Annotated in this window: 29 protein-coding genes and 1 tRNA gene; 14 read left to right on the top strand and 16 right to left on the bottom strand. The window is 66.4% G+C overall.

Annotated elements, in window-relative coordinates; genetic code table 11:
* Positions 1-3: 3 nt before the first annotated feature.
* From AWB94_RS19075 to AWB94_RS19050, 6 genes are all read left to right on the top strand, one after another.
* A complete protein-coding gene (locus AWB94_RS19075; protein ID WP_062656774.1) occupies positions 4-972 on the top strand; it encodes a cysteine synthase in 969 nt (322 codons plus the stop codon).
* On the top strand, positions 932-1,651 hold the full coding sequence (locus AWB94_RS19070) for a rhomboid family intramembrane serine protease (protein WP_084395136.1): 720 nt from the start codon (positions 932-934) through the stop codon (positions 1,649-1,651). The genes AWB94_RS19075 and AWB94_RS19070 overlap by 41 nt, the downstream gene beginning before the upstream one ends.
* Before the next feature lie 121 nt (positions 1,652-1,772).
* Entirely contained in the window at positions 1,773-2,540 is a 768-nt protein-coding gene (locus AWB94_RS19065) for a cyclic nucleotide-degrading phosphodiesterase (protein WP_062656772.1), read from the top strand.
* 22 nt (positions 2,541-2,562) lie between these two features.
* Positions 2,563-3,345 (top strand): ribonuclease PH, encoded by a 783-nt coding sequence (gene rph, locus AWB94_RS19060; RefSeq protein ID WP_062656771.1) that lies wholly within the window; start codon positions 2,563-2,565, stop codon positions 3,343-3,345.
* Complete coding sequence (gene rdgB, locus AWB94_RS19055; protein ID WP_201029543.1) at positions 3,345-3,941, top strand: RdgB/HAM1 family non-canonical purine NTP pyrophosphatase; 597 nt, start codon at positions 3,345-3,347, stop codon at positions 3,939-3,941. The genes rph and rdgB overlap by 1 nt, the downstream gene beginning before the upstream one ends.
* A 47-nt stretch (positions 3,942-3,988) precedes the next feature.
* On the top strand, positions 3,989-5,440 hold the full coding sequence (locus AWB94_RS19050) for an MFS transporter (RefSeq protein ID WP_264022183.1): 1,452 nt from the start codon (positions 3,989-3,991) through the stop codon (positions 5,438-5,440).
* Here AWB94_RS19050 and AWB94_RS19045 read toward each other — a convergent pair.
* The 3 genes from AWB94_RS19045 to AWB94_RS19035 are packed head-to-tail and all read right to left on the bottom strand — an operon-like array spanning position 5,388 to position 6,586.
* Positions 5,388-5,732 carry a DUF3817 domain-containing protein gene (locus AWB94_RS19045; protein ID WP_036396598.1) on the bottom strand — a complete coding sequence of 115 codons (345 nt, stop codon included), beginning with the start codon at positions 5,730-5,732 and terminating at the stop codon, positions 5,388-5,390. The genes AWB94_RS19050 and AWB94_RS19045 overlap by 53 nt on opposite strands.
* On the bottom strand, positions 5,729-6,088 hold the full coding sequence (locus tag AWB94_RS19040; RefSeq protein WP_062656768.1) for a hypothetical protein: 360 nt from the start codon (positions 6,086-6,088) through the stop codon (positions 5,729-5,731). The genes AWB94_RS19045 and AWB94_RS19040 overlap by 4 nt, the downstream gene beginning before the upstream one ends.
* Before the next feature lie 24 nt (positions 6,089-6,112).
* A complete protein-coding gene (locus AWB94_RS19035) occupies positions 6,113-6,586 on the bottom strand; it encodes an LAGLIDADG family homing endonuclease (RefSeq protein WP_234811798.1) in 474 nt (157 codons plus the stop codon).
* Positions 6,587-6,931: 345 nt separating this feature from the next.
* Between AWB94_RS19035 and AWB94_RS19030 the strand changes: the two genes are divergently transcribed.
* From AWB94_RS19030 to AWB94_RS35180, 3 genes are all read left to right on the top strand, one after another.
* Positions 6,932-7,017: transfer RNA gene (locus AWB94_RS19030), tRNA-Leu, on the top strand.
* 433 nt (positions 7,018-7,450) lie between these two features.
* Complete coding sequence (locus AWB94_RS19025) at positions 7,451-8,317, top strand: class I SAM-dependent methyltransferase (RefSeq protein ID WP_062656766.1); 867 nt, start codon at positions 7,451-7,453, stop codon at positions 8,315-8,317.
* A gap of 9 nt (positions 8,318-8,326) precedes the next feature.
* Positions 8,327-8,500 (top strand): hypothetical protein, encoded by a 174-nt coding sequence (locus tag AWB94_RS35180; RefSeq protein ID WP_165605318.1) that lies wholly within the window; start codon positions 8,327-8,329, stop codon positions 8,498-8,500.
* Between the two features lie 64 nt (positions 8,501-8,564).
* Here the strand turns inward: AWB94_RS35180 and AWB94_RS19020 are convergent, their stop codons facing one another.
* Positions 8,565-8,828, bottom strand: a complete 264-nt coding sequence (locus AWB94_RS19020; RefSeq protein ID WP_062656765.1) for a hypothetical protein — start codon at positions 8,826-8,828, stop codon at positions 8,565-8,567.
* Positions 8,829-9,355: 527 nt separating this feature from the next.
* Here AWB94_RS19020 and AWB94_RS34680 point away from each other — a divergent pair.
* From AWB94_RS34680 to AWB94_RS19010, 3 genes are all read left to right on the top strand, one after another.
* Complete coding sequence (locus AWB94_RS34680; protein ID WP_131805282.1) at positions 9,356-10,888, top strand: hypothetical protein; 1,533 nt, start codon at positions 9,356-9,358, stop codon at positions 10,886-10,888.
* Between the two features lie 3 nt (positions 10,889-10,891).
* Positions 10,892-11,230 carry a hypothetical protein gene (locus AWB94_RS19015; protein WP_062656764.1) on the top strand — a complete coding sequence of 113 codons (339 nt, stop codon included), beginning with the start codon at positions 10,892-10,894 and terminating at the stop codon, positions 11,228-11,230.
* A gap of 143 nt (positions 11,231-11,373) precedes the next feature.
* The gene (locus AWB94_RS19010) at positions 11,374-12,633 is read left to right on the top strand and encodes an ammonium transporter (RefSeq protein ID WP_062656763.1); all 1,260 of its coding nucleotides are present in this window, start codon (positions 11,374-11,376) and stop codon (positions 12,631-12,633) included.
* 4 nt (positions 12,634-12,637) lie between these two features.
* Here the strand turns inward: AWB94_RS19010 and AWB94_RS34240 are convergent, their stop codons facing one another.
* The 5 genes from AWB94_RS34240 to AWB94_RS18985 form a co-directional block, all read right to left on the bottom strand.
* A complete protein-coding gene (locus AWB94_RS34240) occupies positions 12,638-13,189 on the bottom strand; it encodes a DUF4333 domain-containing protein (protein WP_109762225.1) in 552 nt (183 codons plus the stop codon).
* A 6-nt stretch (positions 13,190-13,195) separates the two neighbouring features.
* Positions 13,196-14,626 carry a serine/threonine-protein kinase gene (locus AWB94_RS19000; RefSeq protein WP_062656762.1) on the bottom strand — a complete coding sequence of 477 codons (1,431 nt, stop codon included), beginning with the start codon at positions 14,624-14,626 and terminating at the stop codon, positions 13,196-13,198.
* Positions 14,626-16,071 (bottom strand): neutral zinc metallopeptidase, encoded by a 1,446-nt coding sequence (locus tag AWB94_RS18995; RefSeq protein WP_062656761.1) that lies wholly within the window; start codon positions 16,069-16,071, stop codon positions 14,626-14,628. The genes AWB94_RS19000 and AWB94_RS18995 overlap by 1 nt, the downstream gene beginning before the upstream one ends.
* 65 nt (positions 16,072-16,136) lie before the next feature.
* The gene (locus AWB94_RS18990) at positions 16,137-16,505 is read right to left on the bottom strand and encodes a heme-binding protein (RefSeq protein WP_062656760.1); all 369 of its coding nucleotides are present in this window, start codon (positions 16,503-16,505) and stop codon (positions 16,137-16,139) included.
* A 188-nt stretch (positions 16,506-16,693) separates the two neighbouring features.
* On the bottom strand, positions 16,694-17,233 hold the full coding sequence (locus tag AWB94_RS18985) for an anti-apoptotic protein (RefSeq protein ID WP_234811797.1): 540 nt from the start codon (positions 17,231-17,233) through the stop codon (positions 16,694-16,696).
* 200 nt (positions 17,234-17,433) lie between these two features.
* Between AWB94_RS18985 and AWB94_RS18980 the strand changes: the two genes are divergently transcribed.
* Positions 17,434-18,054, top strand: coding sequence for a histidine phosphatase family protein (locus AWB94_RS18980; RefSeq protein ID WP_234811796.1), 621 nt, complete (start codon positions 17,434-17,436; stop codon positions 18,052-18,054).
* A gap of 48 nt (positions 18,055-18,102) precedes the next feature.
* On the opposite strand, the gene AWB94_RS18975 is transcribed toward AWB94_RS18980, so the two are convergent.
* Genes AWB94_RS18975 through AWB94_RS18945 form a run of 7 tightly spaced genes read right to left on the bottom strand, consistent with a single transcriptional unit; the run spans position 18,103 to position 24,279 of the window.
* Positions 18,103-18,870 carry a class II aldolase/adducin family protein gene (locus AWB94_RS18975; protein ID WP_062656759.1) on the bottom strand — a complete coding sequence of 256 codons (768 nt, stop codon included), beginning with the start codon at positions 18,868-18,870 and terminating at the stop codon, positions 18,103-18,105.
* Positions 18,871-18,872: 2 nt separating this feature from the next.
* Positions 18,873-20,030 carry an aromatic ring-hydroxylating oxygenase subunit alpha gene (locus tag AWB94_RS18970; RefSeq protein WP_234811795.1) on the bottom strand — a complete coding sequence of 386 codons (1,158 nt, stop codon included), beginning with the start codon at positions 20,028-20,030 and terminating at the stop codon, positions 18,873-18,875.
* Between the two features lie 59 nt (positions 20,031-20,089).
* Complete coding sequence (locus tag AWB94_RS18965; RefSeq protein WP_062656757.1) at positions 20,090-20,950, bottom strand: sugar phosphate isomerase/epimerase family protein; 861 nt, start codon at positions 20,948-20,950, stop codon at positions 20,090-20,092.
* Complete coding sequence (locus tag AWB94_RS18960) at positions 20,947-21,915, bottom strand: C-terminal binding protein (protein WP_062656756.1); 969 nt, start codon at positions 21,913-21,915, stop codon at positions 20,947-20,949. The genes AWB94_RS18965 and AWB94_RS18960 overlap by 4 nt, the downstream gene beginning before the upstream one ends.
* Positions 21,915-22,694: an amino acid ABC transporter ATP-binding protein gene (locus tag AWB94_RS18955; RefSeq protein ID WP_062656755.1), complete on the bottom strand. Its 780-nt coding sequence runs from the start codon at positions 22,692-22,694 to the stop codon at positions 21,915-21,917. The genes AWB94_RS18960 and AWB94_RS18955 overlap by 1 nt, the downstream gene beginning before the upstream one ends.
* Positions 22,691-23,422 (bottom strand): amino acid ABC transporter permease, encoded by a 732-nt coding sequence (locus AWB94_RS18950; RefSeq protein WP_062656754.1) that lies wholly within the window; start codon positions 23,420-23,422, stop codon positions 22,691-22,693. Before AWB94_RS18950 ends, AWB94_RS18955 begins: the two co-directional genes overlap by 4 nt.
* A gap of 5 nt (positions 23,423-23,427) precedes the next feature.
* Positions 23,428-24,279: an ABC transporter substrate-binding protein gene (locus AWB94_RS18945; RefSeq protein ID WP_062656753.1), complete on the bottom strand. Its 852-nt coding sequence runs from the start codon at positions 24,277-24,279 to the stop codon at positions 23,428-23,430.
* 193 nt (positions 24,280-24,472) lie between these two features.
* Here AWB94_RS18945 and AWB94_RS18940 point away from each other — a divergent pair, with 193 nt between their 5' ends.
* Positions 24,473-25,402, top strand: a complete 930-nt coding sequence (locus tag AWB94_RS18940; RefSeq protein WP_062656752.1) for an Lrp/AsnC family transcriptional regulator — start codon at positions 24,473-24,475, stop codon at positions 25,400-25,402.
* Positions 25,403-25,426: the final 24 nt, after the last annotated feature.

The raw sequence follows: 25,426 nt of genomic DNA, 5'->3' as shown, positions 1-25,426 counted from the left end.
GTCGTGCGGTACGACTCGCTGCTGGAGGCGCTCGGGAACACACCGCTCGTCGGGCTGCAGCGGCTCTCACCGCGCTGGGCAGATGACGAGAACGGACCGCACGTGCGGTTGTGGGCCAAGCTGGAGGACCGCAACCCGACCGGATCCATCAAGGACCGGCCGGCACTGCGGATGATCGAGCAGGCCGAGCGGGACGGCTTGATCAAGCCCGGTGACACCCTGCTCGAGCCCACCAGCGGCAACACCGGTATCTCGCTGGCGATGGCCGCGCTGCTCAAGGGCTACCGGATGATCTGCGTGATGCCGGAGAACACCTCGATCGAGCGGCGCCAGCTGCTCGAGCTCTACGGCGCCAAGATCATCTTCAGCGCCGCCGAGGGCGGGTCGAACACCGCCGTCGCCTACGCGAAAGAGCTTGCCGCGCAGAACCCGTCGTGGGTGATGCTGTACCAGTACGGCAACCCGGCCAATGCCGCCGCGCACTACGAGGGCACCGGGCCCGAACTGCTGGCCGACCTGCCCGAGATCACCCATTTCGTCGGCGGGCTCGGCACCACCGGCACGCTGATGGGCACCGGCCGGTTCCTGCGCGAGCACGTACCGGGAATCCAGATCGTGGCCGCCGAACCGCGCTACGGCGAGGGCGTGTACGCCCTGCGCAACATCGACGAGGGTTTCGTGCCCGAACTGTACGACCCGGACATCCTGACCACCCGGTACTCGGTCGGCGCCTTCGACGCGGTCAAGCGGACCCGGGAGCTGGTCGAGGTGGAGGGGATCTTCGCCGGCATCTCCACCGGCGCCATCCTGCATGCCGCGCTGGGGATGGCTGCCAAGGCGATCAAGGCCGGCGAGCGCGCCGACATCGCGTTCACGGTCTGCGATGCCGGATGGAAGTACCTGTCGACCGGTGCCTACGCCGGTAGCCTGGATGACGCCGAGGACGCGTTGGAAGGGCAGCTATGGGCGTAGTCGAACGACGGTTACCGTGACCGTCCCGGTCACACCTCCCGACAAGAAGCCGGCCACCTGGAAACTCGGCGGTGCGACGGTGGTGCTGTTCGTGGCCGCGCTGTACGTCATCGAAGCGGTCGACGCCACGGTGTTCCGGGGCCGGCTCGACCAGGACGGTATCCAGCCGCTGCGCACCGACGGGCTCTGGGGCATCCTGTGGGCTCCGCTGTTGCACGGCGGTTGGCCGCACCTGGTCGCCAACACGGTGCCGGCGTTGATCTTCGGCTTTCTGGCCAGCCTGTCGGGTTACGGACGTTTCCTCGCCGCGACGGCGATCATCTGGATCCTCGGCGGATTCGGCACCTGGCTCATCGGCAACATCGGCGCGCACTGCCCGTATGTCGGTATCCAGTGCACCACCACCCACATCGGCGCGTCCGGGCTCATCATGGGCTGGCTGACCTTCGTGATCGTGCGCGGCTTCTTCACCCGCACGGCGTGGCAGATCGTGGTCGGTGTGGTGGTCGCGTTCATCTACGGCGGCGTGCTGCTGGGCGTCCTCCCCGGCGCCCCGGGGGTGTCGTGGCAGGGTCATCTCTGCGGGGCGCTGGCCGGTGTCTTCGCGGCGTACGTACTGTCCGGTCGCGAACGCAAGCCCAAGGCGCGCCGCACCGGCACGGCTCCGCTGCCCGGTTGACGCGCCTTTGCTGGTAATCCCCGATGCGGTCCGGGTCACTGTGTGGAGCCAAAATGAATCTTGTCGCGCAAAGCGGTGATGCTTTCGTCTCACGGATAGCAGACGTGGCAAGCTAGAGCTTGTGCGAATCACCGTACTGGGTTGTTCCGGCAGTGTTGTCGGGCCCGATTCGCCGGCGTCCGGTTACCTGCTGACCGAACCCGACACCACGCCGATGGTCATCGACTTCGGCGGCGGTGTGCTGGGCGCCTTACAGCGGCATGCCGACCCCGGCGCGGTGAATGTGCTGCTTTCGCATCTGCACGCCGACCACTGCCTCGACCTGCCGGGGCTGTTCGTCTGGCGCCGCTATCACCCCAACCCGCCGGTGGGACGAGCCCTGTTGTACGGGCCGACCGACACCTCGGAGCGGATGGGGGCCGCCTCGTCGCCCGAGGGCGGGGAGATCGACGACATTTCCGACATCTTCGAGGTCCAGCAGTGGGTGGACGGACAGACCGTCCAGTTGGGTGCGCTCACCGTGGAGCCGCGGCTGGTGTGCCATCCGACCGAGTCCTACGGGATGCGCTTCACTGACCGGGCCGGTGTCACGTTCGCCTACAGCGGGGACACCGGTATCTGCGATGCCGTCATCGAGTTGGCGCGCGGCGTCGACGTGTTCCTGTGCGAGGCGTCCTGGACCCACTCGCCGGACCGGCCGCCGAAACTGCATCTGTCCGGTACCGAGGCCGGGCAGATCGCCGCGCGGGCCGGCGTCGGCGAACTGCTGCTCACCCACATCCCGCCGTGGACGTCGCGTGAGGATGTCATCAGCGAGGCGAAGGCCGAGTTCGACGGCCCCGTGCACGCCGTGGTCTGCAACGAGACGATCGACATCACGCGCCGCTGAACGCAGGCGATAGGGTTGCCGGGTGTCCAGACGAGAAGACGGCAGGCTTGACGACGAACTGCGACCGGTGGTCATCACCCGCGGATTCACTTCCCACCCGGCCGGATCGGTGCTGGTCGAATTCGGCCAGACCCGGGTCATGTGCACGGCTTCGGTCACCGAGGGTGTCCCGCGTTGGCGTAAGGGTTCCGGATTGGGTTGGCTCACCGCCGAATACGCGATGCTTCCGGCGGCGACCCACTCGCGCTCGGACCGCGAATCGGTCAAGGGGCGCGTTGGTGGCCGCACCCAGGAGATCAGCCGGCTGATCGGCCGCTCGCTGCGCGCGTGTATCGACCTGCGGGCGCTGGGGGAGAGCACCATCGCCATCGACTGCGATGTGCTGCAGGCCGACGGCGGCACCCGTACCGCCGCCATCACCGGGGCCTACGTCGCCCTCGCGGATGCGGTCACCTTCCTGGCGGCGGCGGACAAACTGTCGGACCCGCGTCCGCTGTCGTGCGCCATCGCGGCGGTGTCGGTCGGCGTGGTCGACGGACGGGTCCGGGTGGACCTGCCGTACACCGAGGATTCGCGCGCCGAGGTCGATATGAACGTCGTCGCGACCGATACCGGCACGCTGGTCGAGGTGCAGGGCACGGGTGAGGGCGCCACGTTCCCGCGCTCCACCTTGGACAAGTTGCTCGACGCGGCGCTGGGCGCCTGCGATCAGTTGTTCGCCATCCAGAAGGCGGCGCTGGAATTGCCGTATCCGGGCGTGCTGCCCGAGCCGTCGGGACCGGCGAAGAAAGCGTTCGGAAGCTAGTGCAACTGCTGGTCGCCAGCCGCAACGCCAAGAAACTGGCCGAGTTGCGGCGCGTGCTCGACGCTGCCGGGGTGTCCGGGCTGGATCTGTTGTCGCTGGACGATGTGCCCGCCTTCGACGAGGCGCCCGAGACCGGCGCGACGTTCGAGGAGAACGCGCTGGCCAAGGCGCGCGACGCGTTCACCGCCACCGGGATTCCGGCGGTGGCCGACGATTCCGGGCTGGCCGTCGATGCGCTGAACGGGATGCCGGGAGTGCTGTCGGCCCGGTGGGCCGGCCGGCACGGTGACGACGTCGCCAATCTGGAGCTGCTGCTCGGCCAGCTGCGCGACGTGCCCGACGAGCGGCGCGGCGGCGCGTTCGTGTCGGCGTGTGCGTTGGTTTCGGCGTCCGGGCAGACCGTGGTGCGCGGCGAGTGGTCCGGCACCATCGCCCGTGCGCCCCGCGGGGACGGTGGCTTCGGGTACGACCCGATCTTCGTGCCGGCCGGCTCGGACCGGTCGGCGGCCGAACTGAGCCCGGCGGAGAAGGACGCCGCCTCGCATCGCGGTCGGGCGCTGGCCTTGCTGGTACCTGCGCTGCGCGCGCTGGTGTGATTTCGGCGAATTTTACATAGGCGAACTAACGTGTAATGCTCGCGGCCGTGAGTGCACGCGGTTGGGGTTCGACGCATCCACGCGTGCTGATCGGTGTGCTGTCCGCGGCCGGTATCAGCGTGTCGCTGATGCAGACGCTGATCATCCCGCTGATCCCGGAACTGCCGAAGCTGCTGGCCACCAGCCCCGCCAACGCGTCGTGGGCGATCACCGCGACACTGCTCACCGCCGCGGTGGCCACGCCCGTCTTCGGCCGCCTCGGCGACCTCTTCGGGCCCAAGCGGGTGTTGATCGCCTGTGCGGTGCTGCTGACCGCCGGGTCACTGCTGTGTGCGCTGACCTCGGCGCTGATCCCGTTCATCGCCGGTCGGGGGTTGCAAGGCCTGGCGATCCCGATCATCCCGCTGGGCATCAGCGTGCTGCGTGCCTCGGTTCCGGCCGAAAAGGTCGGCGGGGCAATGGGATTGATGAGTTCGTCGCTCGGAGTCGGCGGGGCGCTCGGTTTGCCGCTGTCGGCGGCCATCGCCCAGCACGTCAACTGGCACGCGCTGTTCTGGTTTGCCGCCGGGCTCGGCGTCGGCGCGCTGGCGTTGTTCGTCTTCTTGGTGCCCGCGGTACCGGCGACCTCATCGGACCGGCTCGATCCACTGGGCGCGGTGCTGCTCGCCGCGGGCTTGGTGGCGTTGCTACTCGGGATCACCAAGGGGCGGACGTGGGGATGGACGTCCGTGACGACGGTCGGCATGTTCGCCGCGTCGCTGGTGGTGTTCGCCGTGTTCGCGGCCTGGCAGCTGAGGTACGACTCACCGATCGTCGACCTGCGCACCACGGTGCGTCGTCCGGTGCTGACCACCAATATCGCCTCGATCGGCGTCGGCTTTGCGATGTTCGCGCTGTCGTTGATCGCGCCTCAGATCCTCGAGCTGCCGAAGGTCACCGGCTACGGGCTCGGCATGTCGATGCTCGAGGCCGGGCTCTGGATGGCGCCGGGCGGGCTGGCGATGATGGTCACCGCACCCGTCGCTGCGCGCGTCGCGGCGGTCCGGGGGCCGCGCTTCACGCTGGTCACCGGATGCACGATCATCGCCGGCTCGTACCTGGGTGGGTTGTGGTTGCTCGGTGGCGGCGCCCAGGTGCTGGTGCTCAACGTGCTGGTGAGTGTCGGGGTGGGGTTTGCCTACGCGTCGATGCCGGCGTTGATCAACGCGGCGGTGCCGATCTCGGAGACGGCCGCAGCCAACGGCATCAACGCCTTGGCACGCTCGTTGGGGACGTCGATCTCCAGCGCCGTGATCGGTGCGGTGCTGGCCGGTCTGACGATGTCGACGGGTGGCCAGGACGTGCCGACCCTCGAGGCGTTCCGGGTGGCGCTGCTGATCGCGGCGGGCGTCGCCGGACTGTCCGCGGTGCTCGCTCTGCTGATCCCGGTCGCTGCGACCGAGGGTGTCACAGACCGAAGCGCTTCTTCACGTCTTGCGTCTGGAAGTGCTCGACGATGATGCCCAGCAGCGGCACCGTGCCGGAGATCAGCGTGCCGATGGCGCGGCCGATGGGCCAGCGCGCCTTCACGGCCAGATTCGCGGTGCAGAGCAGGTAGACGAAGTACACCCAGCCGTGCACGATGCCGATCCAGCTCAGCGAGGCATCTTTGAAGACGTACTTCATCACCATCTCGTAGCACAGGGCGATCAGCCACAGACCCGTCGCCCATGCCATCACGCGGTAGCTGAGCAGCGCCTTGCGGATGGACTCGACGGAAGCGGCGGATGCGGGGGTTTCGGGGGAGGTCATTCGGTGTCTTCCTTATCCTTTTGTGCAAGCTCGGCGAGGTAGGCGTTGTATTCGCGCAGGGTCGGGTCGTCGTCGTTGGTCGTAGCCTTGGGACGCTCGGGGAGCAGGCCGGCCGGGATCTCGGTATCGGGCCTGGTCTCGACGGGTGGTGCTTCTTCCAGCCGCACGAATTTGTAGTAGGCGTAGACGCAGAAACCCGCGAACATCGGCCACTGCAACGCGTAGCCGAGATTCTGGAAGGTGCCCGACGCGGATTCGAACCGGGTCCACTGCCACCACGCCAGTAGCAGGCAGCCGACGGCGCCGAGGATCACCAGCGCGATGAGCGCCGGCCTCCTACGCCGTGTAGTGGACATGCGTCAACGGTACCGTGCGGCGTTTCAGGCTTTTGGGCCGACGAACTCGTCGAGGCGCGCCGTCGCGGCTTTCCGATAGACGGCGATGACATAGCGGCTGTTCTGCGTCCACGGTATGCCCAGCCTGTCGAGTGCCGCGCAATAGAGATTGCGGATATCGGCGGAGTGATTGGTGAAGTGGTAGCGGACGCTGCGCACCCCGCGATCGTTGGCCACCACGCGACAGCCGTCGCTGTGGATGAGCCCGCGGATGAAGGCCTCGGTCGCGGCGTCGACGTGTGCTTGCTGCCAGGGCTGCAGGACGATCGGGCGGGTGTGTTTCTGGCCGGGGCCGTGCTGGGGGAAGAGGCAGGGCCAGTGCTTGGAGTAGAGGCTGACGTCCACGCATCCCGTGTCCCGCGGAAATACGGTCGCCTGCTGACCCGACATGATCGTATCGATCGTGCGTCGGCAGCTCTCGATAATGCCGGGGTAGCGCTTGTCCAACGTGACGCGCAACCGCCAAACTCTCCGGTTCTGGCTGATACTGCCGTCACCTAGGTACAAGCCCAGAAGATATGCGTACGCATCTGAGGGTAGGTGCGAGTAATCGTGTTGAGCACACGAATCGTGTGGTCGGCGCAATTGCGGACCAGCCCGCCGCCAATCCCAGACTGTGCGCCGAGGGACGGCCGACTCCCGGGCGATTTGGCAGTCGTTCAGTCCGGCTGCGATGAGTTGTTGGACTCGGTTGAACTGAGCCGTGGAGCGCACCTAGGACCGCCTTCTACACGTTGTGTTCCACCGTAGGAGCAGCCACCGACAACTCCGGCCGGATCGGCGGGCGGTAGTCTGAACGCGCTTGCGGGCGTGATGGAACGGCAGACATGCCGGCTTTAGGTGCCGGTGCTCGAGAGAGCGTGTGGGTTCGAATCCCACCGCCCGCACCATTGAGTGCTTGCTGTAATCATCGCGAGAGCGGACGGCCTGGTACAGGTCTTTCGCCAGAGCGGGGAGCCGCCGGACGTTGTTCCGGCGGCTTTTGCGTTGCCTGGGCCGGAAGATCGGAGCCTCTCTTCGAGCGCGGTGAGCGCCGTCCACTCGCAGCCGGTCGGTCTCGGCGTTGCCAGCCGCGTCTACGGCGAGCAACGCGGTCAAGGGGAACTTCACCGCGGCGTAGCTGGCCATATCGTTGTAGACCAAATTAGGTGACCGAAGGTTGGTTGGGGCGACGCGCGTCTGGCCCTCGCCGTTGGCGCCTGCAGCGATTACACCATGAAAAGCAACCCGCGCGGTGAGCGTTCGACACCCTGGAAGACCATGGGATGTTGGGGGGGGCGGTTCCACGCCGTCCGCCATGGGTCCGCGAGTAGGTTTGCCAGTATGGACAAGGGGCCTAGCCGCACCGCCCTAGCTACCGCCTACGCCCGCGCGTATCACCAGATCGCCGATCAGCCAATGATCTTCAGCGATGATCTAGCGGTTCCGCTGCTCGGTGTCACCGCCGACGAGTTGACCGAACTGAGCACACGCGTGGGCGACCAGATCGGCGCGGTGATCAACGATCGGGACCGGCGTCTGTTCTTCGCTGCCCGCGCCCGCGTCGCCGAAGACGCGGTAGCTGCGGCCGTGGCCGCCGGTACCCGCCAGGTGGTGATCCTGGGCGCCGGGCTGGACACCTTCGCCTACCGCAACCACAATCCCGGTCTGCGAGTGTTCGAGATCGATCACCCGGCCACCCAAGCATGGAAACGCGACCGACTCGCCGCGGCCGGAATCGATATCCCTGCGACGTTGACTCTCGTGCCCGTGGACTTCGAAACCCAAGACCTGTCAGCGGAACTGGAGTCCACCGCCTTCACACGGACTGAACCCGCGATCTTCGTATGGTTGGGGGTCATCTTCTATCTAACTCCAAGCGCTGCCCGCTCTACCTTGCAGTACATCGCGGGGCAAGCCCAGCCGGTCGAAGTGGTCTTCGACTATCTGCACTCGCCAAGCACCGAGGCTGACCGCGCCGACTTGCAGGCTCGCGCTGAACGCCTCGCCGCCGCCGGCGAACCCTTCCATAGCTACTTCACGCCAACCGAAATAACAACACTGCTGCGCACACTCGGCTTCAGGATCATCGACGACCGCCCCGGCTACGACGTCGTCGCTGCCTACCTCGGTGAGGGGTCTTCAGACGGTGGAGAACTCGAGTTCGCGCGCGTCTTGCAGGCCAGCCGGATCCTGCGCGCGAGACGCTGAGGTCGTCACTTGACAGACGCGTCGGTGGCTGTCGAAAAGTGCGGCACCTGGAACATCGAAGCTGCCAAAGTTATCGAGCGTGGTGATGCGCCGGACGGCTCCGTGCTGCAGATCGAAGCACGGTGGGATCGAAACATCTACCGTCGCTTGTTGGTTCGTCGCCGCACTTCCCGGGTAACCTGAGAGGTCCGAGCACGGTGGGACCATCACTGATCGCGGGATCACCGTCGAGAGGATGGCGGCGGGTTTAGGGGGCCACTTTGATTGCCGGCGCGGTAGTGAGGCTCGATTTGATTGCGGCCCAGGTTGCGTCGGCGCCCTTCCAGAACAGCCGCCCGGCGAGGGACATGTAGAGGAAGTAGGTCAGGTAGACCGGAACGGTGCCCCAGTGGTCGATCCAGTTGGTCAGGCTGGTGATGGCGGCGAAGCCCGCGGCGAGCATGGCGAGGCCGCCCAGCAGCGCGGCGAAGTTCTTGACGTGGAACTGTGCGTTGTTGCTCGATGAATGCATGATTCCCCCGAATCGATGGTTCGGCGGCCCATGATGCCCGGGTATCGGGTCGGTTTGGCCGCCGTGTGTTGGTGGTGTCGAAGCGTAGCCGCGGTTGACGCCAATGTTGCTGTGGGATAGATCACCGTTCGCTGATGTTCGGTTTCGACGTTCGCTCCCGACTACACCCTGCAGAGTCCGTCTGGTTGACGGGCTCGATTGGGATGTCGAGGGGGAGGCGTCATGGGGGGATTATTGCGGTCTGACCTGCGCGGGTTCGACCTCTGGGTGAGGTCGGCCGGTCATAGCTGCGCTGTGCAGGTGGCGTGGTGACGCGGTATCGGTGCGCGGTGTCGGTTGGGTCTGGTGCTCGTGCGATCGTCGCGGACGGTGGGTCGGCTCTTTGCTCTGATGTGTCGAGTGGTGAGTGGTTGATGCCGCTAGGGGTGTCGAGCGCGCGCCGCGTGTCTCAGGGTCGGCATCGGGCGGTTTCGGGCCGATCAGTCGGTGATCGTGGTCGTTGGTTGCGCTTGGGTGTCGCGGCGGGGTTGACCGCTTTTCTGGTGCCGATTGTGGGTTTGGTGGTGCCGTTGGTCAGTAGTGATCCTGCGGTGGTGGCGCACGCTGGAGCGACGCCGAAACCGGGTTCGCCGGGTGGTAATCACTCCAAGCCAGGGGATAACAAGAAGAAGAAAAAGAAGAGCGACAACAAGAAGTCGAACACCAACGGCCAACATAATGATGCGGGTTCGCGGGGCTCTTCTGAGGGTCAGCGTGCGACGCAGCGGTCGGGATCGAGCTTTTCTGAGCGGACCAACGCCAACAATCGCTGGAGGGCTGACGGGCCGAATCGCAGTGTGAATACGCGTATCTCAAGCCAGGTACAACCCTCGCAGTCGGAGCAGGCGCCGAGTCCGGTGGTCCAAGCGCCCCCGAACCAATGGCACCAGAACACGAACCCACCCGCGTCACCAACCCAGGACACCGCGCCGCCGCCCACTACACAGAACACGCCTGTCCAGCAACAGATTCCGCCGGCAACATCGTCATCGCAACAATCTATCGCTCAGCCTCCCGCGGTGACTGCAGCCGCTCCGGAATCCCCGAGCAATCCAATCAACACCACCACGGGTGTGGTTATCGGACTGGGAGCGGCTGCGGGCGCGGGTCTGGCCCGACGGCGCAATGGTGCAAGCGCGCCGGCGGCGGGCCCCGATGTTCGTCCAGCTCCCCAGAGCCGGGCTGTGACGCTAACGAGCTCGTCGTCGGCCGCACCCGCATTCACGCCGAGTCGCCAAGATGTGGCTGTCTTGCGCCAAGTGATAGCCAACGACGGCGTCCCAGCTTCGCAGTTGGACCAGCGGGTCAACCAGGTCGTTAACGGCGCGGCCCAGCTCAATACCCAGATCGCCAACGGCACACTGCCGCAGGTTTCGACAGTCCCGACCACACCTGTGCCTGAGCCCGGCTTCGCGGAAGGTTTTCGTGACAGCTGGGACGCCGGGATTGAAAGCATCCAGGTGCTTGTCGGTGCGGCGGGCCCCGGAGCACCAGGTGTGGCCGAGTCCTGGGGCAACCTTGCCCAAGCACTCGCGCAGCAGGCAGTCAACCCGCTCTCGTCCGCCATCAGTCAGGTCAACTCGGTGTTCGATGCTCCGAATGCCGCTTACTTCGCCGGGGGAGCGAGCGCGCAACTTGCCCAGCAAGTACCAGGACTCGTGTTCGGAGGCGGAGAAGCGGCGGTAGCGCGGGCAGCGGCCGCGGCGCGGGCAGCTGAAGCAACGGCTGATCGAATTGCGACCCAACTTCCGGTCGGCCGGAGGGGAGCCCCGTTGAATGTGCCGCCGGGGACAAACGCTGAGTCGGTCATTATGGGGCGGCTTTATACTGGTCACAGCCTTGATCGCCTGATGGGCCGAGGGGTAACGCCGACTGTGGTGGAGGATGCCATTGCGAACGGCATTGCCGGTCCAGGGAATTTGCCGGGCACAATGACCTACGCAGTGCCGGAGAACGGCATCAAGGTCGTTGTCAATTCGATAGGTGAAGTGGTTACAGTGCTGCACATTGGAAGGGGCTGACGCATGGCCAATGTCGCGTTCCGGTTTGAGGAGCATAAAAACTACCTGCGGTACTCGCTCGAGCTGATCAAGGATTTTGAATCCGGAGCCGTCGAGTTCCAAGAGTTCGTGTGGCGGCTCGAGGATGCGGCGTTGAGTGCAGAATCGGCGGACGATCCACGGGCCGGCGAGTTTTACGAAGTCTGGTCGGAACTTGAGATCGTCAACGCCCTGATGCTGGCGGCCGCCGAACGCGGCTATACCCGTGAGGATTTCGAACCAAACGTCGAAATCCCGAAGGCGATCGCCAAGATCAAACAGTTCTTGACCAGCTGGGCTGAATCCCAAGGGTCACCGGGCTAGCGACACAGACCACCCGTGGCCTCCACGTCGTAGGGGGACCTGACCGGCATCACAAACTGCATCACGGTGCGGTGCCTGGCACGGACCGATAACACCGTGTCGTACTCTCGTCCGAGCGTTTGCCCTGAGACGAAGGAGTCCGTGTGCAGATCGATCCGGCCGCGACCGCTTGGCTGCTCGCCAGCACCGCGTTGGTGTTGTTGATGACGCCCGGTCTGGCGATCTTCTACGGCGGGATGGTGCGCTCCACCGGCGTGCTCAACATGATCATGATGAGCTTCATCGCCATCCCGGTGGTCACCGTGACCTGGCTGCTGGCCGGATACAGCCTGGCCTTCGGCGCCGATGCGGGATCCGGCCTGATCGGCAACCTGGACCATCTCGGCCTGGCCAACATCGACCTCGCGGCCGTCCGGTCGAACGTGCCGGAACTGCTGTTCGTCACCTTCCAGTTGGCATTCGCGATCTTGACGGCGGCGCTGGTCAGCGGCGCGATCGCCGACCGGGCCAGGTTCTCGGCATGGATCGTCTTCCTGCCGGTGTGGACCTTGCTGGTCTACGCCCCGGTGGCGCACTGGGTGTGGGGCCCGGGTGGCTGGCTGACGACGTTCGGTGCGCTGGACTACGCCGGCGGGCTGGTGGTGGAGATCGTGTCGGGCGCCTCGGCGCTGGCGCTGGCCCTGGTGCTCGGTCCGCGCATCGGCTTCAAATCCGAGGCCATGCGCCCGCACAACCTGCCCTTCGTACTGCTCGGCGTGGGGCTGCTGTGGTTCGGCTGGTTCGGTTTCAACGCCGGGTCGGCATTCGCCGTCGACGGCAAGGCCGCGGTCATCTTCCTCAACACGCTGGTTGCCGGCTGCCTCGGAATGCTGGGCTGGCTCGCGGTCGAACGGGTGCGCGACGGCCGTCCCACCACGTTCGGTGCCGCGTCGGGTGTGGTTGCCGGCCTGGTCGCGATCACCCCCTCGTGCGGGTTCGTGACGCCGGTCGGTGCGGCCGTGGTCGGCACCGTCGCTGGGGTTGTGTGTTCGTATGCCATCGGGTGGAAGTTCCGGGCGGGTTACGACGATTCGCTCGACGTGGTCGGGGTGCACTTCGTGGGCGGTGTGGTCGGCACGTTCCTGATCGGCGTGCTGGCGGCGGAGATGATCTCCGGCGGCCCGTCGGGCCTGTTGTACGGCGGTGGGCTGACCCAGTTGGGTAAGCAATCGGTGGCCATCGTGGTGGTCGCAGTCTTCGCCTTCGCGGTGTCGTTCGGCATCGCCAAGCTCATCGACATGACGCTTGGATTTCGGGTCACCCGGGAAGACGAGCTGGCGGGTATCGATTTCACCCAGCACGCCGAGACCGCTTATGCCGAGGGCGTGCACGGGCACCAGCACAAGCGTCCCGGCGGGCCGTAATCGCTCAGCGCGGCCCGTCGACGGCGAAGGTGCCTTTGTCGTCGGAGAACACCGCGGTGACATGCCGCACCGTGCCGTTGATCTCCACCTCGCAGGTGAAGCTGTCACCTTTGGCCGCGGACGGGTTCTTGCCGTCGTTGCAGCGCAAGGCGCTGATCGTGTTCGACCCGTAGCCGTTGATCGGATCGGACAGGATCTGCCGCACACCGGCTTCGGCCTGTGCCACGTCGATGACGGTGCTGTTGCGGAACTTCCACGCCCAGACACCGACCGCCGCGACGGCCATCAGCGCAATGGCGGCGCCGATCCCGCCGAGCAGCAACACATTTCGTCGGGGGGACTGGCTCGGTGCCCGGTGCGCGTGGGGTGGCGAGGGCGGCAGCCGATAGCGGTTGGGGTCCTCGGGCGGCGGTGGCGCGGGCTGCCGCTGCGGTGGCGGCGGATACGGCGCCCGGGAGGCCGGTGCCGGCGCTGGTGGCGGTGGTGCGGCGCCGGGCGGGGGCGCACCACCGGGGCGGGTCCACCAGGGCTGCAACGGGTCTGTCGGTGTCGTCATCGGGCCTCAGAACGTCGACGCATACTGCTCCATCGGTTCGGTGTGTACGGTGCCGTCGGAGCCGATGATGGTCAGCGCCGTATCGCGGACCTGATACTGCGTTCCATCAGTGGGATTGGTGATGTCGAATCCCCCGCCAGGCACGTGCACCGCGTCGCCGAGTTCGATACCGGCGTTGTCGTTCAGTCGGACACCGCGGTAAACCAGGGCACCGGCGGGGCTTTGGCAGATGACCACCGCGGACTGCGCGGTCAGCCCGAGGGCGACGGGAACCTGGGCCGGATCACACCGCGCACCGGGATAGGCCAGAAAGCCGAGGACATCAGTTCCCGGCAGTGACGCCCGAGGGGCAACCGCCGACGTGGTCGTCAGCACTGCGCTGTGGGATGTTGCGGTGGTGGGGGCGGGCAGGGCGGTGCGGGTCACCGTCGTCGGTACGGCCGTCGTGGTGTCGTCCCCACCGAGAATCAGCCATGCCGCGGCGCCGGCCGCCACCACCAGCACGACCAGTCCCAGTGCGCCGAGTAGAAGTGGGCGGCTGGAACGCGTTGTCCGGGAAACGGTCCCGGACGCCTTTCCGTCGAGCACGGTGGGTGCAGACGGTGTCGTCTGGACGGCAACCGCCGCCGCGGCGGCGGCACGTGCCAGCCCGCCTGCGCTCGGGCAGCGGTGCGCCGGGTCCTTGGCCATGCCCCAGGCCACCACGTCGTCGAAGGCGGGGCTGACACCCGGCCTGACCATGCTGGGCCGGGGTGGCGGCGAGAACAGGTGTGCATTCATCAGCATGGCGATGTCACCGGCGGGGAATGGCGGTGTCCCGGTCAGGAGTTCGTAGAGCAGGCAGGCCAGTGAGTAGACATCGGTGGGTGGACCGACGTAACCGTCGGTGAACCGTTCCGGGGCCATGTAGGCGCATGACCCGATCGCCGAACCGGCGGTGGTCAATCCGCTGTCGGTGCCCGACCGCGCGATACCGAAGTCCACCAGGTAGGCGAAGTCGTCGGCGGTCAACAACACGTTCTCGGGTTTGACGTCACGGTGGGTCAAGCCGGCGGCGTGGGCGGCATCCAGGGCGGCCGCAATCTGGCTCAGCACGGCCACCGCTCGGCCGGGGTGTAGCGGACCCTGTTGCACAAGAACAGATTTCAGATCAAGACCGGACACCAGGCGCATGTCGATAAAGAGCACACCGTCGATGTCACCGAAATCGTGAACGGGAATGATGTGCGGCTCGTGCAATTGCGCGGCGATCCTCGATTCCCGCCGGAACCGCTCCTGGAAGGACGGATCAGCGGCCAGTTCGGGCCGCAGCAGCTTCAGCGCGACCAATCGGCCCTTCACCGTGTCGAAGGCCTGGTACACCTCGCCCATACCGCCGACACCCAGCAGCGTGCGCAGCTCGTACGGCCCGAACCTCGCCCCGACCCGGATGTTCATCAGGAGAACCTCTGATAGCACTGTTCGGCGTCGCCCTGCAGACCGGCCCGGTACGCCAGGATCCGGGTGAAACCCGCCAGCGCCGTGGCGCCGTCGACGTCGCTGGCCACCAGGCCGCTGGTGAGCAGTCCGGAGATCGCTTCGTCGGTGTCGCCCGCCGACAGCATCAGCGGGCTGCCCGGCTCGGTCATCTTGCTCTGCGCGATGCCGGTGAGGCAGGCCGTCCGCAGGGCCGTGGTGGTCGACTGCAGCGGTGCGCCCCGCTGGCGTTGCAGCGCAAGGACATAGCGGGAGGTGACCATGGACAATGCCGTGTTGTCACCCTGCAGCAGCACGCCTTGGCTCTCACTGCGCGGGGTGCCGGCCTCTTCGAGAGCCGGCATGTCGATGCCGATGGTGTTGGTGGCCGGGCAATACGACGCGGGTGATGTCGGTTTCGCATCGGGGCAGGTCTCGGGCTCCAGACTCAGCTGGGGCGGGCTGGTGGGCGCGAAAATCTGGTTCAGCGACGCCATCAGCTTGTTCAGCAGGTCGGCATTGATGGGGCTGTCACCGGTGGCCGGATAGCCGTAGGCGTCATACGACAGGAACTGCGGAAGGTCGCCCTGACGTTTCTTGATCTCGGCCATGTCGATGGCCGCACACTGATCGGCGTTGCCGCTGAACCCGATCTGGAAGGCGCTGATCCGGTCGAGGGCCGAGCCGTGGGCGTCGCCGGTGGCCAGCGCCTCCTCCTGCGTCATCAACGGGTCGCGGATATAGATCGCGCCTGCCAGAACGTGATTGAGGCCGTCACCGGTGCTCAGGGAGAACCGCGGCGATTTGCCGGACGCGACCCAGTGCAGATAGACGCCGGCGAAGCAGTCGGCCTGCTGCTCCTTCACCAGGACCGGTGTGCCCTTCTCCACCAGGTGGGCCTTGGCCTGGACGGCATGGCCGAATTCGTGCGCCATGATGCCGACTACGCCCATATCGCCGAAGTACTTCGCCGCACCGGGGATGAAACTGCCCCGATCCCACGCCATGGTGTCGTTGTCGAAGCAGTAGAACGCGTTGGCCATATCGGTCAGGCCGCCGCCGCACACGTCCGGATTGTTGGAGCTGTTGGAGTCGTATGACACCAAACCCGACACCGGCGAGAATGTCCCGCTCAGCGCCCCGTCCCAGTTGTGCGACCAGAAATCTTGCAGATCGTCGACGGCGAGCAGGGCGAGGTGATCGGCCGGGCCACCGTCGCTGTTGACGGCGCTGCTGGTCGGTTCCGGTGCCCCGGCCCGCGGCCCGCTGTAGCCGTCCTTCGCCGGCAGGCCACCGGCCCGGGTGGGGTCGTACAACATCGACACAGCGTGTCCGTCGAGCACCGTTGTGCTGCAACCGGTCAACACGAGCAGCGCGGCCAGTACGGCCGCGGTCACCGAGCCCGTGCGTCGCGCCCACCGCTGCATGAGGCAAAGGCTAACAAGGAGGTAGCGCCGGGGTGCGGCGGTCGTGCCCCGCCGTCAGCGCGGCGTCAGGCGCCGGGTGCCTGCCCGCAGCGGTTCTTCAGGTCCTGCAGCGGCTGCCGGATCCCGACGAGCTCGTCGTGGGTCTGCGGATTCTGGGCCATGTAGGTCTTCACCTTGGCCACCGTCTGCTCTCTGGTGAGACCTTTGAGGCTGGTGAAGAAGTTGTTGACGTCCGGATGGGTGAACAGGTAGGCCGACGTGGCTGCCGAGACGCCGGCGCGTACCCCCTCCAGGTCTGCGGCGGTGCAGTTCGGCGGGTCGGCCGCCGGGTCCTGGTTGGCGAACGCGGAGGGGATCGCGCCGAACAACCCGAACAAGGCGGATGCGGCCAGGGTGCCTGCGCCGATGGCAAGACGGGTCGGTCGGACGTGCATGGTGTACTCCTCCTTCGGATGACGGCGAGATGGCCGCAGCATTCAGTGTGTCGACCGGAACCGGCGAACGCTGGTGGCCACAGTCAACTCCCAGCGACTTCGGACATGCCGCACAGTGCAGACACATCACCGGCCCGGCGCGGCGGTGCACCCGATCACCGTGCTGGCCGAGCTCGCCCGCTGATTCGCTACTGCGGCTGGTCGTCGACCTTGAAATCGAATTTCACGTCGCCGCCCTTGACACTGGTGACGGTCACGGTGACGCCGTAGGTCTCACCCGAGTCGGTGAGCTGGCAGCGCAGTGTCTGGCCCTTGTCGCCCTTCAGATCCGACGGACACGTCACGGACTCGGGGGCTCGTCCCACCTGCTGGCTGAGTTGCTGGGAGATCTGCTCGGCAACCGCGTTCTTGTCGACGGTCTGCACGATGTCGAAGTTCACCGTCTTGCCGTCGACGCTGGTGACGGTGACGTTGACGCCGTAGTCCTTGGAGCCGTCGGACATCGTGCAGTCCAGGGTGGCGCCGATCTCGGCCTTCAGGTCGGCCGGGCATGTCACCGACGCGGGCTTGGTGCCGCCCTGCTCGGTGACCTTCTCGCTGATCTGGTTTTGGACCTGGTCCTTGCTCACCGTGTTGTCGCCCACTGAGGCCGAGAACGAACAGGCGGCCAGTGCTACCGCCGCGGCCAGCATCGCCGGGGCCGCCATCCACCGCGCCATCGGGTTCATCGAGCCTCCTCCAAGTCGATGCACAAGAATGGCACAGATGACGGCCCGTCGGCGCTATTCGTAGCGAACGGCAAGTGCTTTGCCGTTCGCGGTGGGGAACCGAACATCGCCTGGTCAGTGTGGTCGACGGCCGCCGACGCGACTCCCGTGGGAGGTGCGGTGCAGGCATCATGGTGCCGATGCGGACCTTGAGCGTCGTCGTGCACCCGGAGGCCACTCATCATGTCGAGGGTGTGGTGGGCGGGTGGCACGATTCGAGCCTCACTGAGCGGGGCGCGCGGGATGCAGCGGCGATCGCTGAGGCGGTGTCGGCCGATGTCCCGGCCGGGGAGTCGGTTGTGGTCGTCACTTCAGACCTTCGTCGTGCATCCGAGACCGCGGAGGCGATCTGTTCTGCTTTGGGTGTGTCCGCGATTGTCGATCGCCGGCTGCGGGAGAAGTCGTACGGCGCCGCCGATGGGCGGCCTCAGGCGTGGCTTGAGGAACGCTTCGTCCCGCCCCCGCCTGAGGGGGACCGGATGGGCCATGACGAAGGGATCGTGGGTTCGGAGTCGAAGCGGGAATTCGCAACGCGGGTCTATGCGGCCGTCGAGGATCTTCTTGGCCGACAGGCTTCGCATTGTGTGGTGGTGACTCACGGTTTCGCGTTGACGTTCGTGGTGAGCGCCTTCATGCGGCTGCCGATCGACGGACTCGGTTACGTGAATTTTCGGAGCCGTCCCGGGGGAATCACGGTGTTGTGCGAAGACGACGAGTTCCACAACCGCCAACTCGTGCGACTGAGTGATATTGCGCATCTGCAGGCGCTGCGGAATCCGTGATGGCCCAGGAGGAATCGCCGAGCAGTCGCACGCGCGAGGTCCACTCCGTCAGTCGCGATAATCCGGCTGCGTACGATCGAGCATCCGGAGCATCGCTGCCCACGCCAGGTCGTATCCCACGTCGTCGGTGAAGTCATCTCCGGCGGCATCGCCTACCAGCTGCTGTGCGGCGTGCTCGCTGATGCTCGGGTCGGGAATCACCAACTCTCCGAGTTGTGATGCAGCGACCTGGATCTCGCAGGCTTTGTTCAAGTAGTACATCCGCAGGAAGGCCCGTGCGGGGGTCGCGCCAACCGTCAGCAGGCCGTGGTTGCGCAGGATCAGCGCGTCGTGCGTACCGAGATCCTCGACGAGCCGCTTCTGCTCATCGAGGTTCAGCGCCACGCCCTCGTAGTCGTGATAGCCCACGCGGTCGAAGAACTCCATCGAGATCTGGTTCACGGGCAGGAGCCCCGACGCTGAGGCCGCCACCGCACAGCCGGCGAGCGTGTGCGTGTGCAACACGCACATCGCGTCCTCACGCGCAGCGTGGATCGCACTGTGGATGACGAAACCGGCGGGGTTCACGCGATGGGTGGTCTCGCCGATGACGTTGCCGTCCAGATCGATTCGCAAGAGGCTCGATGCGGTGATCTCTTCGAAGAACAGCCCGTAGGGGTTGATCAGGAAGTGGTCGTCCGCTCCGGGCAGTCGCACCGAGATGTGTGTGAACACCAGGTCGGTCATCCGGTAGTGGGCGACCAGGCGGTACACCGCGGCCAGTTCCTGGCGCAGGTCCGCCTCGGTCGCCGCCGGGTCGCGTTGATCGATGCCCATGCTCAGTACCCCTTGGTTGTAGGGTCGGCGATGCGGTCGGCGACCAATTGCTGGAACATGGCGGTCACCTGATCCCAGTGTGGCACCAGGCTGGTGCGGTCAGATGCCGGTGAATAGCGCCCTGCCTGCAGCTTGTCCAGGATCGGCAGGTCCTGTTCGTTGACGCCGAACAGCACTTCGGCCAGACGTTTTCGGTTCACCGAGTGGTCCTCGGATGTGCCGTCTTGGTCGACGAAGATCGCCATGTGCTCTACGGTACGGTCGGCGCTCAACGCTTCGAAGCCGATCACCTGAAACCAATCCGCTTCCAGGAACAGCAGGGCGTTGGGGAACACACAGAAGATGTCCTGGTTCTCGGTCTTCTCCCGCGGAACCTCGCCCAGGAACGGCAGCGCCTCCGACGTCTTCGCCGCCTTCCCCGTCGCGCCCCGCGGGTAGCAGCCGCCGATGATCTCCGGTGCCAGCACCTCGTCGTCGACGTCCAGCGATGAATTCACCGGGCCGACCTGTGGGTGGATGAACGGCAAGTGGTAGAAGTCCAGGAAGTTCTCCACGACGAGTTTCCAGTTGGCGGCGACGTCGAACACGCGCTCCTCGGCCAGCCGGATCCGGTCGAAGTCGATGTGTGACCATCGCTGCGCCAGCGGCCCGATAAACCGATCGAAAGACGCCGCCGCCGTGTCGATATCGCGTTCGGCGAGGTCGACGAACACCATCCCCGCCCACACCCGGCTGGCCACCGGCAGCAGGCCCAGCGCCCGCTTGTCCGCAGGCCCGCTACGCCCCTGGCGTTCGCGCTGGAAGTATGGAGTCGCCGCGAGACTGCCATCCAGGTCGTAGGACCAGCAGTGGTAGGCGCACTGGATCCGGCGCTTGACCGTGATGGGTTCCTCCGTCAGCGCCATCCCACGATGCCGGCACGAATTGTGGAAGACCCGGATCTCACCGTCCTCGCCACGGATCATCAGAAGTGGTTGGCCGGCAACGGCGACCGGCTTGACCTGTCCCGGTTCGCCCACCCAGTGGGCATAGCCCGCCCAGACCCAGCCGGCGGCGAAGATCCGCTCACGTTCGAGCTCGTGGACCGCGGCGCTGGTGTACGCGTGCGCGGGCACCAACGCGCGTTGGGAGCTGTCGCTGGTGAGCGGTCCCGTCGCCACCCGATTACCCGTGGAGGTGGTTCTGAAGTCGACATCGTGCATCGTGTGCCGTCCAATCTCTATGGTGCCGTCGCTGGTCGCGCGCCGAGTGCCGCGTCGAAGGCGTCTGCCGCCCAGCGCATCAGTGTCAATGACTCTGCCCAGCGATCCGAGATCTGCACGCCCTGCGCGTCGGTGATCGCGTACGGGGTGGTCCCGAGTTCGGTGAGGAAACGGGCCGGACGGTCGGGGTGTCGCCGCAGCAACGACTCGAATCCTCGTGTCCACCAATCTCGGAACCGGGGTTCCCACGGCTGCGCCATCGGGTGAGCGAGCGGCACCTGGATCTGGGCACGTGTGGCGATCCGTCCCTGCAGGGACCCCGAGCGGTCGAGGATGGTCGCGACGAGGGATTCGTATTCCGGTTCGGGAGCCTCGGGGATCTCATGCGCGCATACGTAGTGCGACAGGTCGGCGGCGAGTTCGATCGAGTCGTCGAGGTCCTCGAGCAGCATGCAGGTGAACCGCAGATCGTTGGTGACGGTGTTGCGATGCGTCTCCAGCTCCATCTCGATGCCGGCGTCCGCACACATCCGGTGCCACCCGCTGAGCAGATTCGCGAGTCTGGGCGCATCGAACCCGAATACCCTTGCACAACAGATGATCCAGTCCGCCCTGATGGCCCTCGCGTAGCGAATTGCCTCGCGGATGTCGTCGTCGGAGGTGGCAAACACCAGGACGCAACCGCGCAGCCGGTGTTCGGCCAGCAACGGGGCGATGTCGGTCGCCGAGGGAGCTCGGCGCGCCCCCAGGTCGACTCCGATGCCCGTGTAACCCGCCCCAGCGATCCACGCCAGCTGTTCGGACAGCGTCCACGGTGCACCCCGCCATGGCAGGTCCTCCATGGCCCACATCGATTGGTAGAGCTGCAATTCCGTCATGATCGCACCGCCAATCGGTTGATGGCGCGGTCCGGCCGACCGCTGGTGCGCCACGACACCACCGCATCGGCCTGCCGTCGTACGTATTCGGCGTCGGTGGCGTCGGACAGAAATCCGACGTGCGGCGTCGTGATGACCCGGGGATGGCCGAGCAGGGGATGCGACGCGGGCAGCGGCTCCTGAGCGAACACGTCGAGAGCGGCTCCGGCGAGATGTCCCGAATCCACGGCGGCCAGCAGTGCCTCGGCATCGACCACTGCACCCCGAGAGACGTTGACCACGTGCGCACCGCGGGGCATCCGCGCGTAGGCGTGCGCGTCGAGTAACCCGCGGGTGTCGTCGGTCAAGGGCAGGAACACGCCGAGCACGTCGCTGATGGCGAGCACTTCGGCGTAGGGCGCCATCTCGACCCCCGGTACCGGCACGGAACCAGGACGCTGCGCCGCGACCACGCGGTGCGCGGCCGCAGAGGCGAATTCGCCGTACCGGCGACCGATGGAGCCGAGCCCCAGGATCCCGATCGTCAGCTCGGAGAGCCGACGCGGGGCCTCGACGGGACGGGCCTCCCACGGGTGCTCGACGCCGGAGCCCATGAAGAAGGGGAGCCGACGGATCAGCGCCAGGGTGAGCGCCCAGGCGTGCGTCGCGACCTCCTCACTCGCCACGGGACCGACGGTCGCCACCCAGATCCCGCGGCGCGAGGCGGCCTCGACGTCCACATTGTCCGAACCGTTCGACAGCAAGGAGATGATGCGCAGCTTGGGCAACCGCTCGAGCAGGGCGTCGTCGACGGGCGCGTACCCGACCAGCAGTGCCTCGGCGTCCCGTGCGGCGGCGGCGATCACGTCGGGATCGCGCGATTGCGCGTAGGCCACCTCGAAACCGTTGGCTCGCAACAGCCCCATTCCGACGGTGGGGTCGTCGCCGTCGTCGAGATCGGTGTAGACCGCCAGCGGTGCGTGCATCAGTGGCCCACCCCGTGCAGGTGGGAGAGGAACTGGCGGGTGCGCTCGTGACGGGGATCGTCGAAGAACTGGTCGGGAGGCGCCTGTTCGACGATCACGCCGCCGTCGAAGAGCATGACCTCGTCGGCCACCCGTCGCGCGAACCGGGTCTCGTGGGTCACCACCACCATGGTCATGCCGGCTTCGGCGAGGCCCTCCATCACCTCGAGCACCTCACCGACCAATTCCGGGTCGAGTGCGGACGTCGGTTCGTCGAAGAGCATCACCGAGGGGTTCGTGACGAGGGCGCGGGCGATCGCGACGCGCTGTTGCTGACCACCGGACAGTTCGCTCGGGTAGTGCCGCAACCGGTCGGCCATGCCCACGCGCTCCAGCATCGCCTGGGCGCTCTCGGCCGCGTCGGCCTTGCTCATGCCGACCACCTCGGTCAGCGCCAGCGTGACGTTGCGCAGGACGTCGAGATGGGCGAACAGGTTGAACCGCTGGAACACCATCCCGATGTCGCGGCGCTGCACCGCCAGGCGGCGCTCGGGGAGTCGGCGGGTGGAGCCGTCCGAGGACGTGGAGACGCCAACCTGCTTGCCGTTCAACAGGATGTCCCCGGCGTCGGGGTGTTCCAGGAGGGCCATCAACCGCAAGATCGTCGACTTGCCCGATCCCGAGGGGCCGAGCAGGGCCTTGACTTCGCCTCTCGCGACGGAGAAGTCGACACCCTTGAGGACATCGGTTTCCCCGTATCGGCGATGCAGGTCGATCGCCTGCAGGACGGGCGTACTCATGCGGGCACCGCCGTGCCGACGCCTGCGCCCGGAATCTGGCCGACCCGTTTCGCGGAGATCCACCGGTAGCGGCGCTCGACGACATGCTGCACGGCCATCAGCGCCGAGACGATCACCAGGTAGTAGATCAGCGCGGCCGAGTAGTACTCCGCGTAGCGGAACGTCACCGACACCTGTGACTGTGCGGTGGTCAGCAACTCACGCAGCGAGATCACCGATGCGAGCGACGTGTACTTCAGCATCGCGATCAGCTCGTTGCCCGACGGCGGGATTGCCACCTTGATGGCTTGGGGCAGAACCACTTTGAACAACACCTTGTGCGGCGCCAGGCCAAGGGCGCGGGCCGCCAGGTGTTGCCCCTCGTCGACCGAGAGCAGGGCCGACCGCAGGATCTCCGCCATGTACGCGGCCTCGACGATCGAGAACCCGATCAGCGCCGCGAGGAAGGGCGTGAACCAGTCATCCCGCAGAGCGGGCAGCAGCTGAGGTCCGGCGTTCCAGATCAGCAGCAGGACGAGCAGTGTCGGAATGGCCCGGAAGAACCAGACATACGCACCGCCGATGACGGTGGCGACCCGGTTGGAGGCGATCCGCAGCAGTGCCACACCGAAACCCACGATCGAGGCGAGCACCATGGCGCACACCGCGAGCGCCACCGACAACAGGGCGCCCCGCAGGAACGCACTCGACGTCAGGGCCGCGGTGAACATGTCCCATTCGAAGTCCATGGCGGTCAGGGGCTGACGAGGCGGGACGGATCCAGACCGTACTTCTTCGCCAGGTCGGGCAGGGTCCCGTCGGAGATGAGTTGCTTGATCCCGGCGGTCACGGGCTGCGTCAGCTCCGAGCCCTTGCGGGTGAACACCCCGAACTGCGTTTCGGTGGGGAAGATCCCGGGTTTCGAGGCGAGCTTCCCGCCCGACTTGCTGACCATGTCGACCACGGCGACGTCGGTTTCGATGAGCGCGTCGGCCTTGCCGTTGGTCACGGCGGCAACCGTCTCCGCCGTCTTCGGATAGGGCTGGATCGTGATGCCGGGCTTGCCCGCGGCGGTGAATTTGTCCGAGAGTGCCTTCAGCGTCAGCTCATTGGATCCACCGCCCTGCACGGCGACGGTCTTGCCGGACAGGTCGTCGGCTGAGCGGATCGACTCGTCGCCGCTGCGGATGATCAGCCCGGGCCCGGTGGTCATGAACGGGATGCCGTCGGCGACGCGTTGGCGCTCGGGGCTGACGTACAGGGCGGACCAGGTGATGTCGCAACGCTTTGCGTTCAACGCCGGGATGAGCCCGTCGAAGGACGTGTTCTGGAACACCACCTTGACGTCCCAGAGCTTGCCGAGGGCGCGGGCTCCGTCGGAGTCGAAGCCCGTCGGGTTGGCCGTGTCCCCGTTCTCCAGGTATTCCATGGGCGGATACTCCGGGTCGGTGCACACCGACAGCTGCCCCGCCTGGAGCAGACCGGCGGGCGCCTTGCCCGACGCCGCACTTGTGCCGGCACCGCCGCTACAAGCGCTGAGCAGGACGGCGCTCAACGCCGCACCGAGGATGGTGGCGACGTGGGCAGGCTGACTCCGCCGATTCATGGGAACTCCTGTGGTGGGCTGCAGGGTGCAGTGAAAACAGTAGGAGCGCCATCACGAACCATCAACACCAAATCTGCACTTCGCCCGAGCAATATCGATGATTCGTGAAGCAGTACTGGCCGATAACGCTCGAATCTGCTCACGTCTGCTGTGATACTGAAGATCTGCGTAGCGAAGGCGGGGTGTTCGGCGTTTGTTAATTTCAGATGACTCGCGCTTCGGCGGCCGACTCGACGACGTCGACGACAAGATCCTGGCGGCGCTGCGCGTCGACGGACGGATCGGACCAGGGGAGCTGGCCAAGCGCCTGGGCGTTTCTCGGACGACGGCGTCCAAGCGCTTGGCGGCCTTACTGCACACGACCGACGTGCGCGTGGTCGGCATGGTGCATCCCGAAACGGTCGGCGTGCGCTCTCTGGCGCACGTGTCCATCGCCACCAACGCGCCGGCCATCGAGGTCGGCAGGCGCCTGGCCGCACGTCCCGAAGTCCCGTTCGTGTCCCTGGCCAGCGGGGCCTATCCATTGATCGCCGAGGTCCGTGCTCACGATGACTCCGAACTCTCCGAACTGCTGGATATCATCCGCTCTCTGGACGGCGTCGAATCGACCGAGACACTCGTCTACACCGATCTGGTGCGCGACGTCCTCGGGCCCACCAAGGTCTCGGTGGCGTGGCTCGACGGCGTCGACCGGCGACTGCTCTCGCTGCTGCAGCGCGACGGCCGGATGCCTTACACCGCGCTGGCCGCCGGATCCGGCATCTCCGTGGGGACGGCTCGGGCACGCACCCTGCGCATGATCGAGGCCGGGGTGGTCCGCATCGGCGCGATCGCGGCGCCGGGCCGGGAGGGGCGCAAGGTCGATGTCGGACTCGGGGTTCGGATGCGGGGACGGGCCGGAGCGGGCGTCGAGCAGATTCGCCAACTCTCGGAGATCCGGTTCTTGGCCACCACGATCGGGCGCTACGACGTCGTCGCGACGCTGCACGCCGACACCCTCACCGATGTCGTGACCGCCCTCGAAGAGGTCAGGGCCCTGACCTCGGTAACACAGCTGCACAGCTGGGTGCACCTACACACGCTGAAGGAGAGCTACCGGTATCCGATCGAGACGGTTCGATGAACACATCGGCTGGGCGATGCGACA

The organism is Mycolicibacterium canariasense (assembly GCF_002101555.1).
Classification (GTDB): Bacteria; Actinomycetota; Actinomycetes; order Mycobacteriales; family Mycobacteriaceae; genus Mycobacterium; species Mycobacterium canariasense.
Note: the sequence above shows the minus strand (reverse complement) of the source record. Positions and strands in the feature narration are given on the sequence as shown.

Coding starts and splice junctions, on each gene's coding strand:
- AWB94_RS19000 (WP_062656762.1), bottom strand. CDS start 14,626: ATGAACATCCGGGTCGGGGCGAGGTTCGGGCCGTACGAGCTGCGCACG.
- AWB94_RS18950 (WP_062656754.1), bottom strand. CDS start 23,422: ATGGACTTCGAATGGGACATGTTCACCGCGGCCCTGACGTCGAGTGCG.
- AWB94_RS19015 (WP_062656764.1), top strand. CDS start 10,892: ATGGCCAATGTCGCGTTCCGGTTTGAGGAGCATAAAAACTACCTGCGG.
- AWB94_RS19070 (WP_084395136.1), top strand. CDS start 932: ATGACGCCGAGGACGCGTTGGAAGGGCAGCTATGGGCGTAGTCGAACG.
- AWB94_RS34240 (WP_109762225.1), bottom strand. CDS start 13,189: ATGACGACACCGACAGACCCGTTGCAGCCCTGGTGGACCCGCCCCGGT.
- AWB94_RS18990 (WP_062656760.1), bottom strand. CDS start 16,505: ATGCACGTCCGACCGACCCGTCTTGCCATCGGCGCAGGCACCCTGGCC.
- AWB94_RS19040 (WP_062656768.1), bottom strand. CDS start 6,088: ATGTCCACTACACGGCGTAGGAGGCCGGCGCTCATCGCGCTGGTGATC.
- AWB94_RS18965 (WP_062656757.1), bottom strand. CDS start 20,950: ATGACGGAATTGCAGCTCTACCAATCGATGTGGGCCATGGAGGACCTG.
- AWB94_RS19025 (WP_062656766.1), top strand. CDS start 7,451: ATGGACAAGGGGCCTAGCCGCACCGCCCTAGCTACCGCCTACGCCCGC.
- AWB94_RS18945 (WP_062656753.1), bottom strand. CDS start 24,279: ATGAATCGGCGGAGTCAGCCTGCCCACGTCGCCACCATCCTCGGTGCG.
- AWB94_RS18975 (WP_062656759.1), bottom strand. CDS start 18,870: ATGGGCATCGATCAACGCGACCCGGCGGCGACCGAGGCGGACCTGCGC.
- AWB94_RS18995 (WP_062656761.1), bottom strand. CDS start 16,071: ATGCAGCGGTGGGCGCGACGCACGGGCTCGGTGACCGCGGCCGTACTG.
- AWB94_RS19020 (WP_062656765.1), bottom strand. CDS start 8,828: ATGCATTCATCGAGCAACAACGCACAGTTCCACGTCAAGAACTTCGCC.
- AWB94_RS18960 (WP_062656756.1), bottom strand. CDS start 21,915: ATGCACGCACCGCTGGCGGTCTACACCGATCTCGACGACGGCGACGAC.
- AWB94_RS18955 (WP_062656755.1), bottom strand. CDS start 22,694: ATGAGTACGCCCGTCCTGCAGGCGATCGACCTGCATCGCCGATACGGG.
- AWB94_RS18985 (WP_234811797.1), bottom strand. CDS start 17,233: ATGAACCCGATGGCGCGGTGGATGGCGGCCCCGGCGATGCTGGCCGCG.
- AWB94_RS19045 (WP_036396598.1), bottom strand. CDS start 5,732: ATGACCTCCCCCGAAACCCCCGCATCCGCCGCTTCCGTCGAGTCCATC.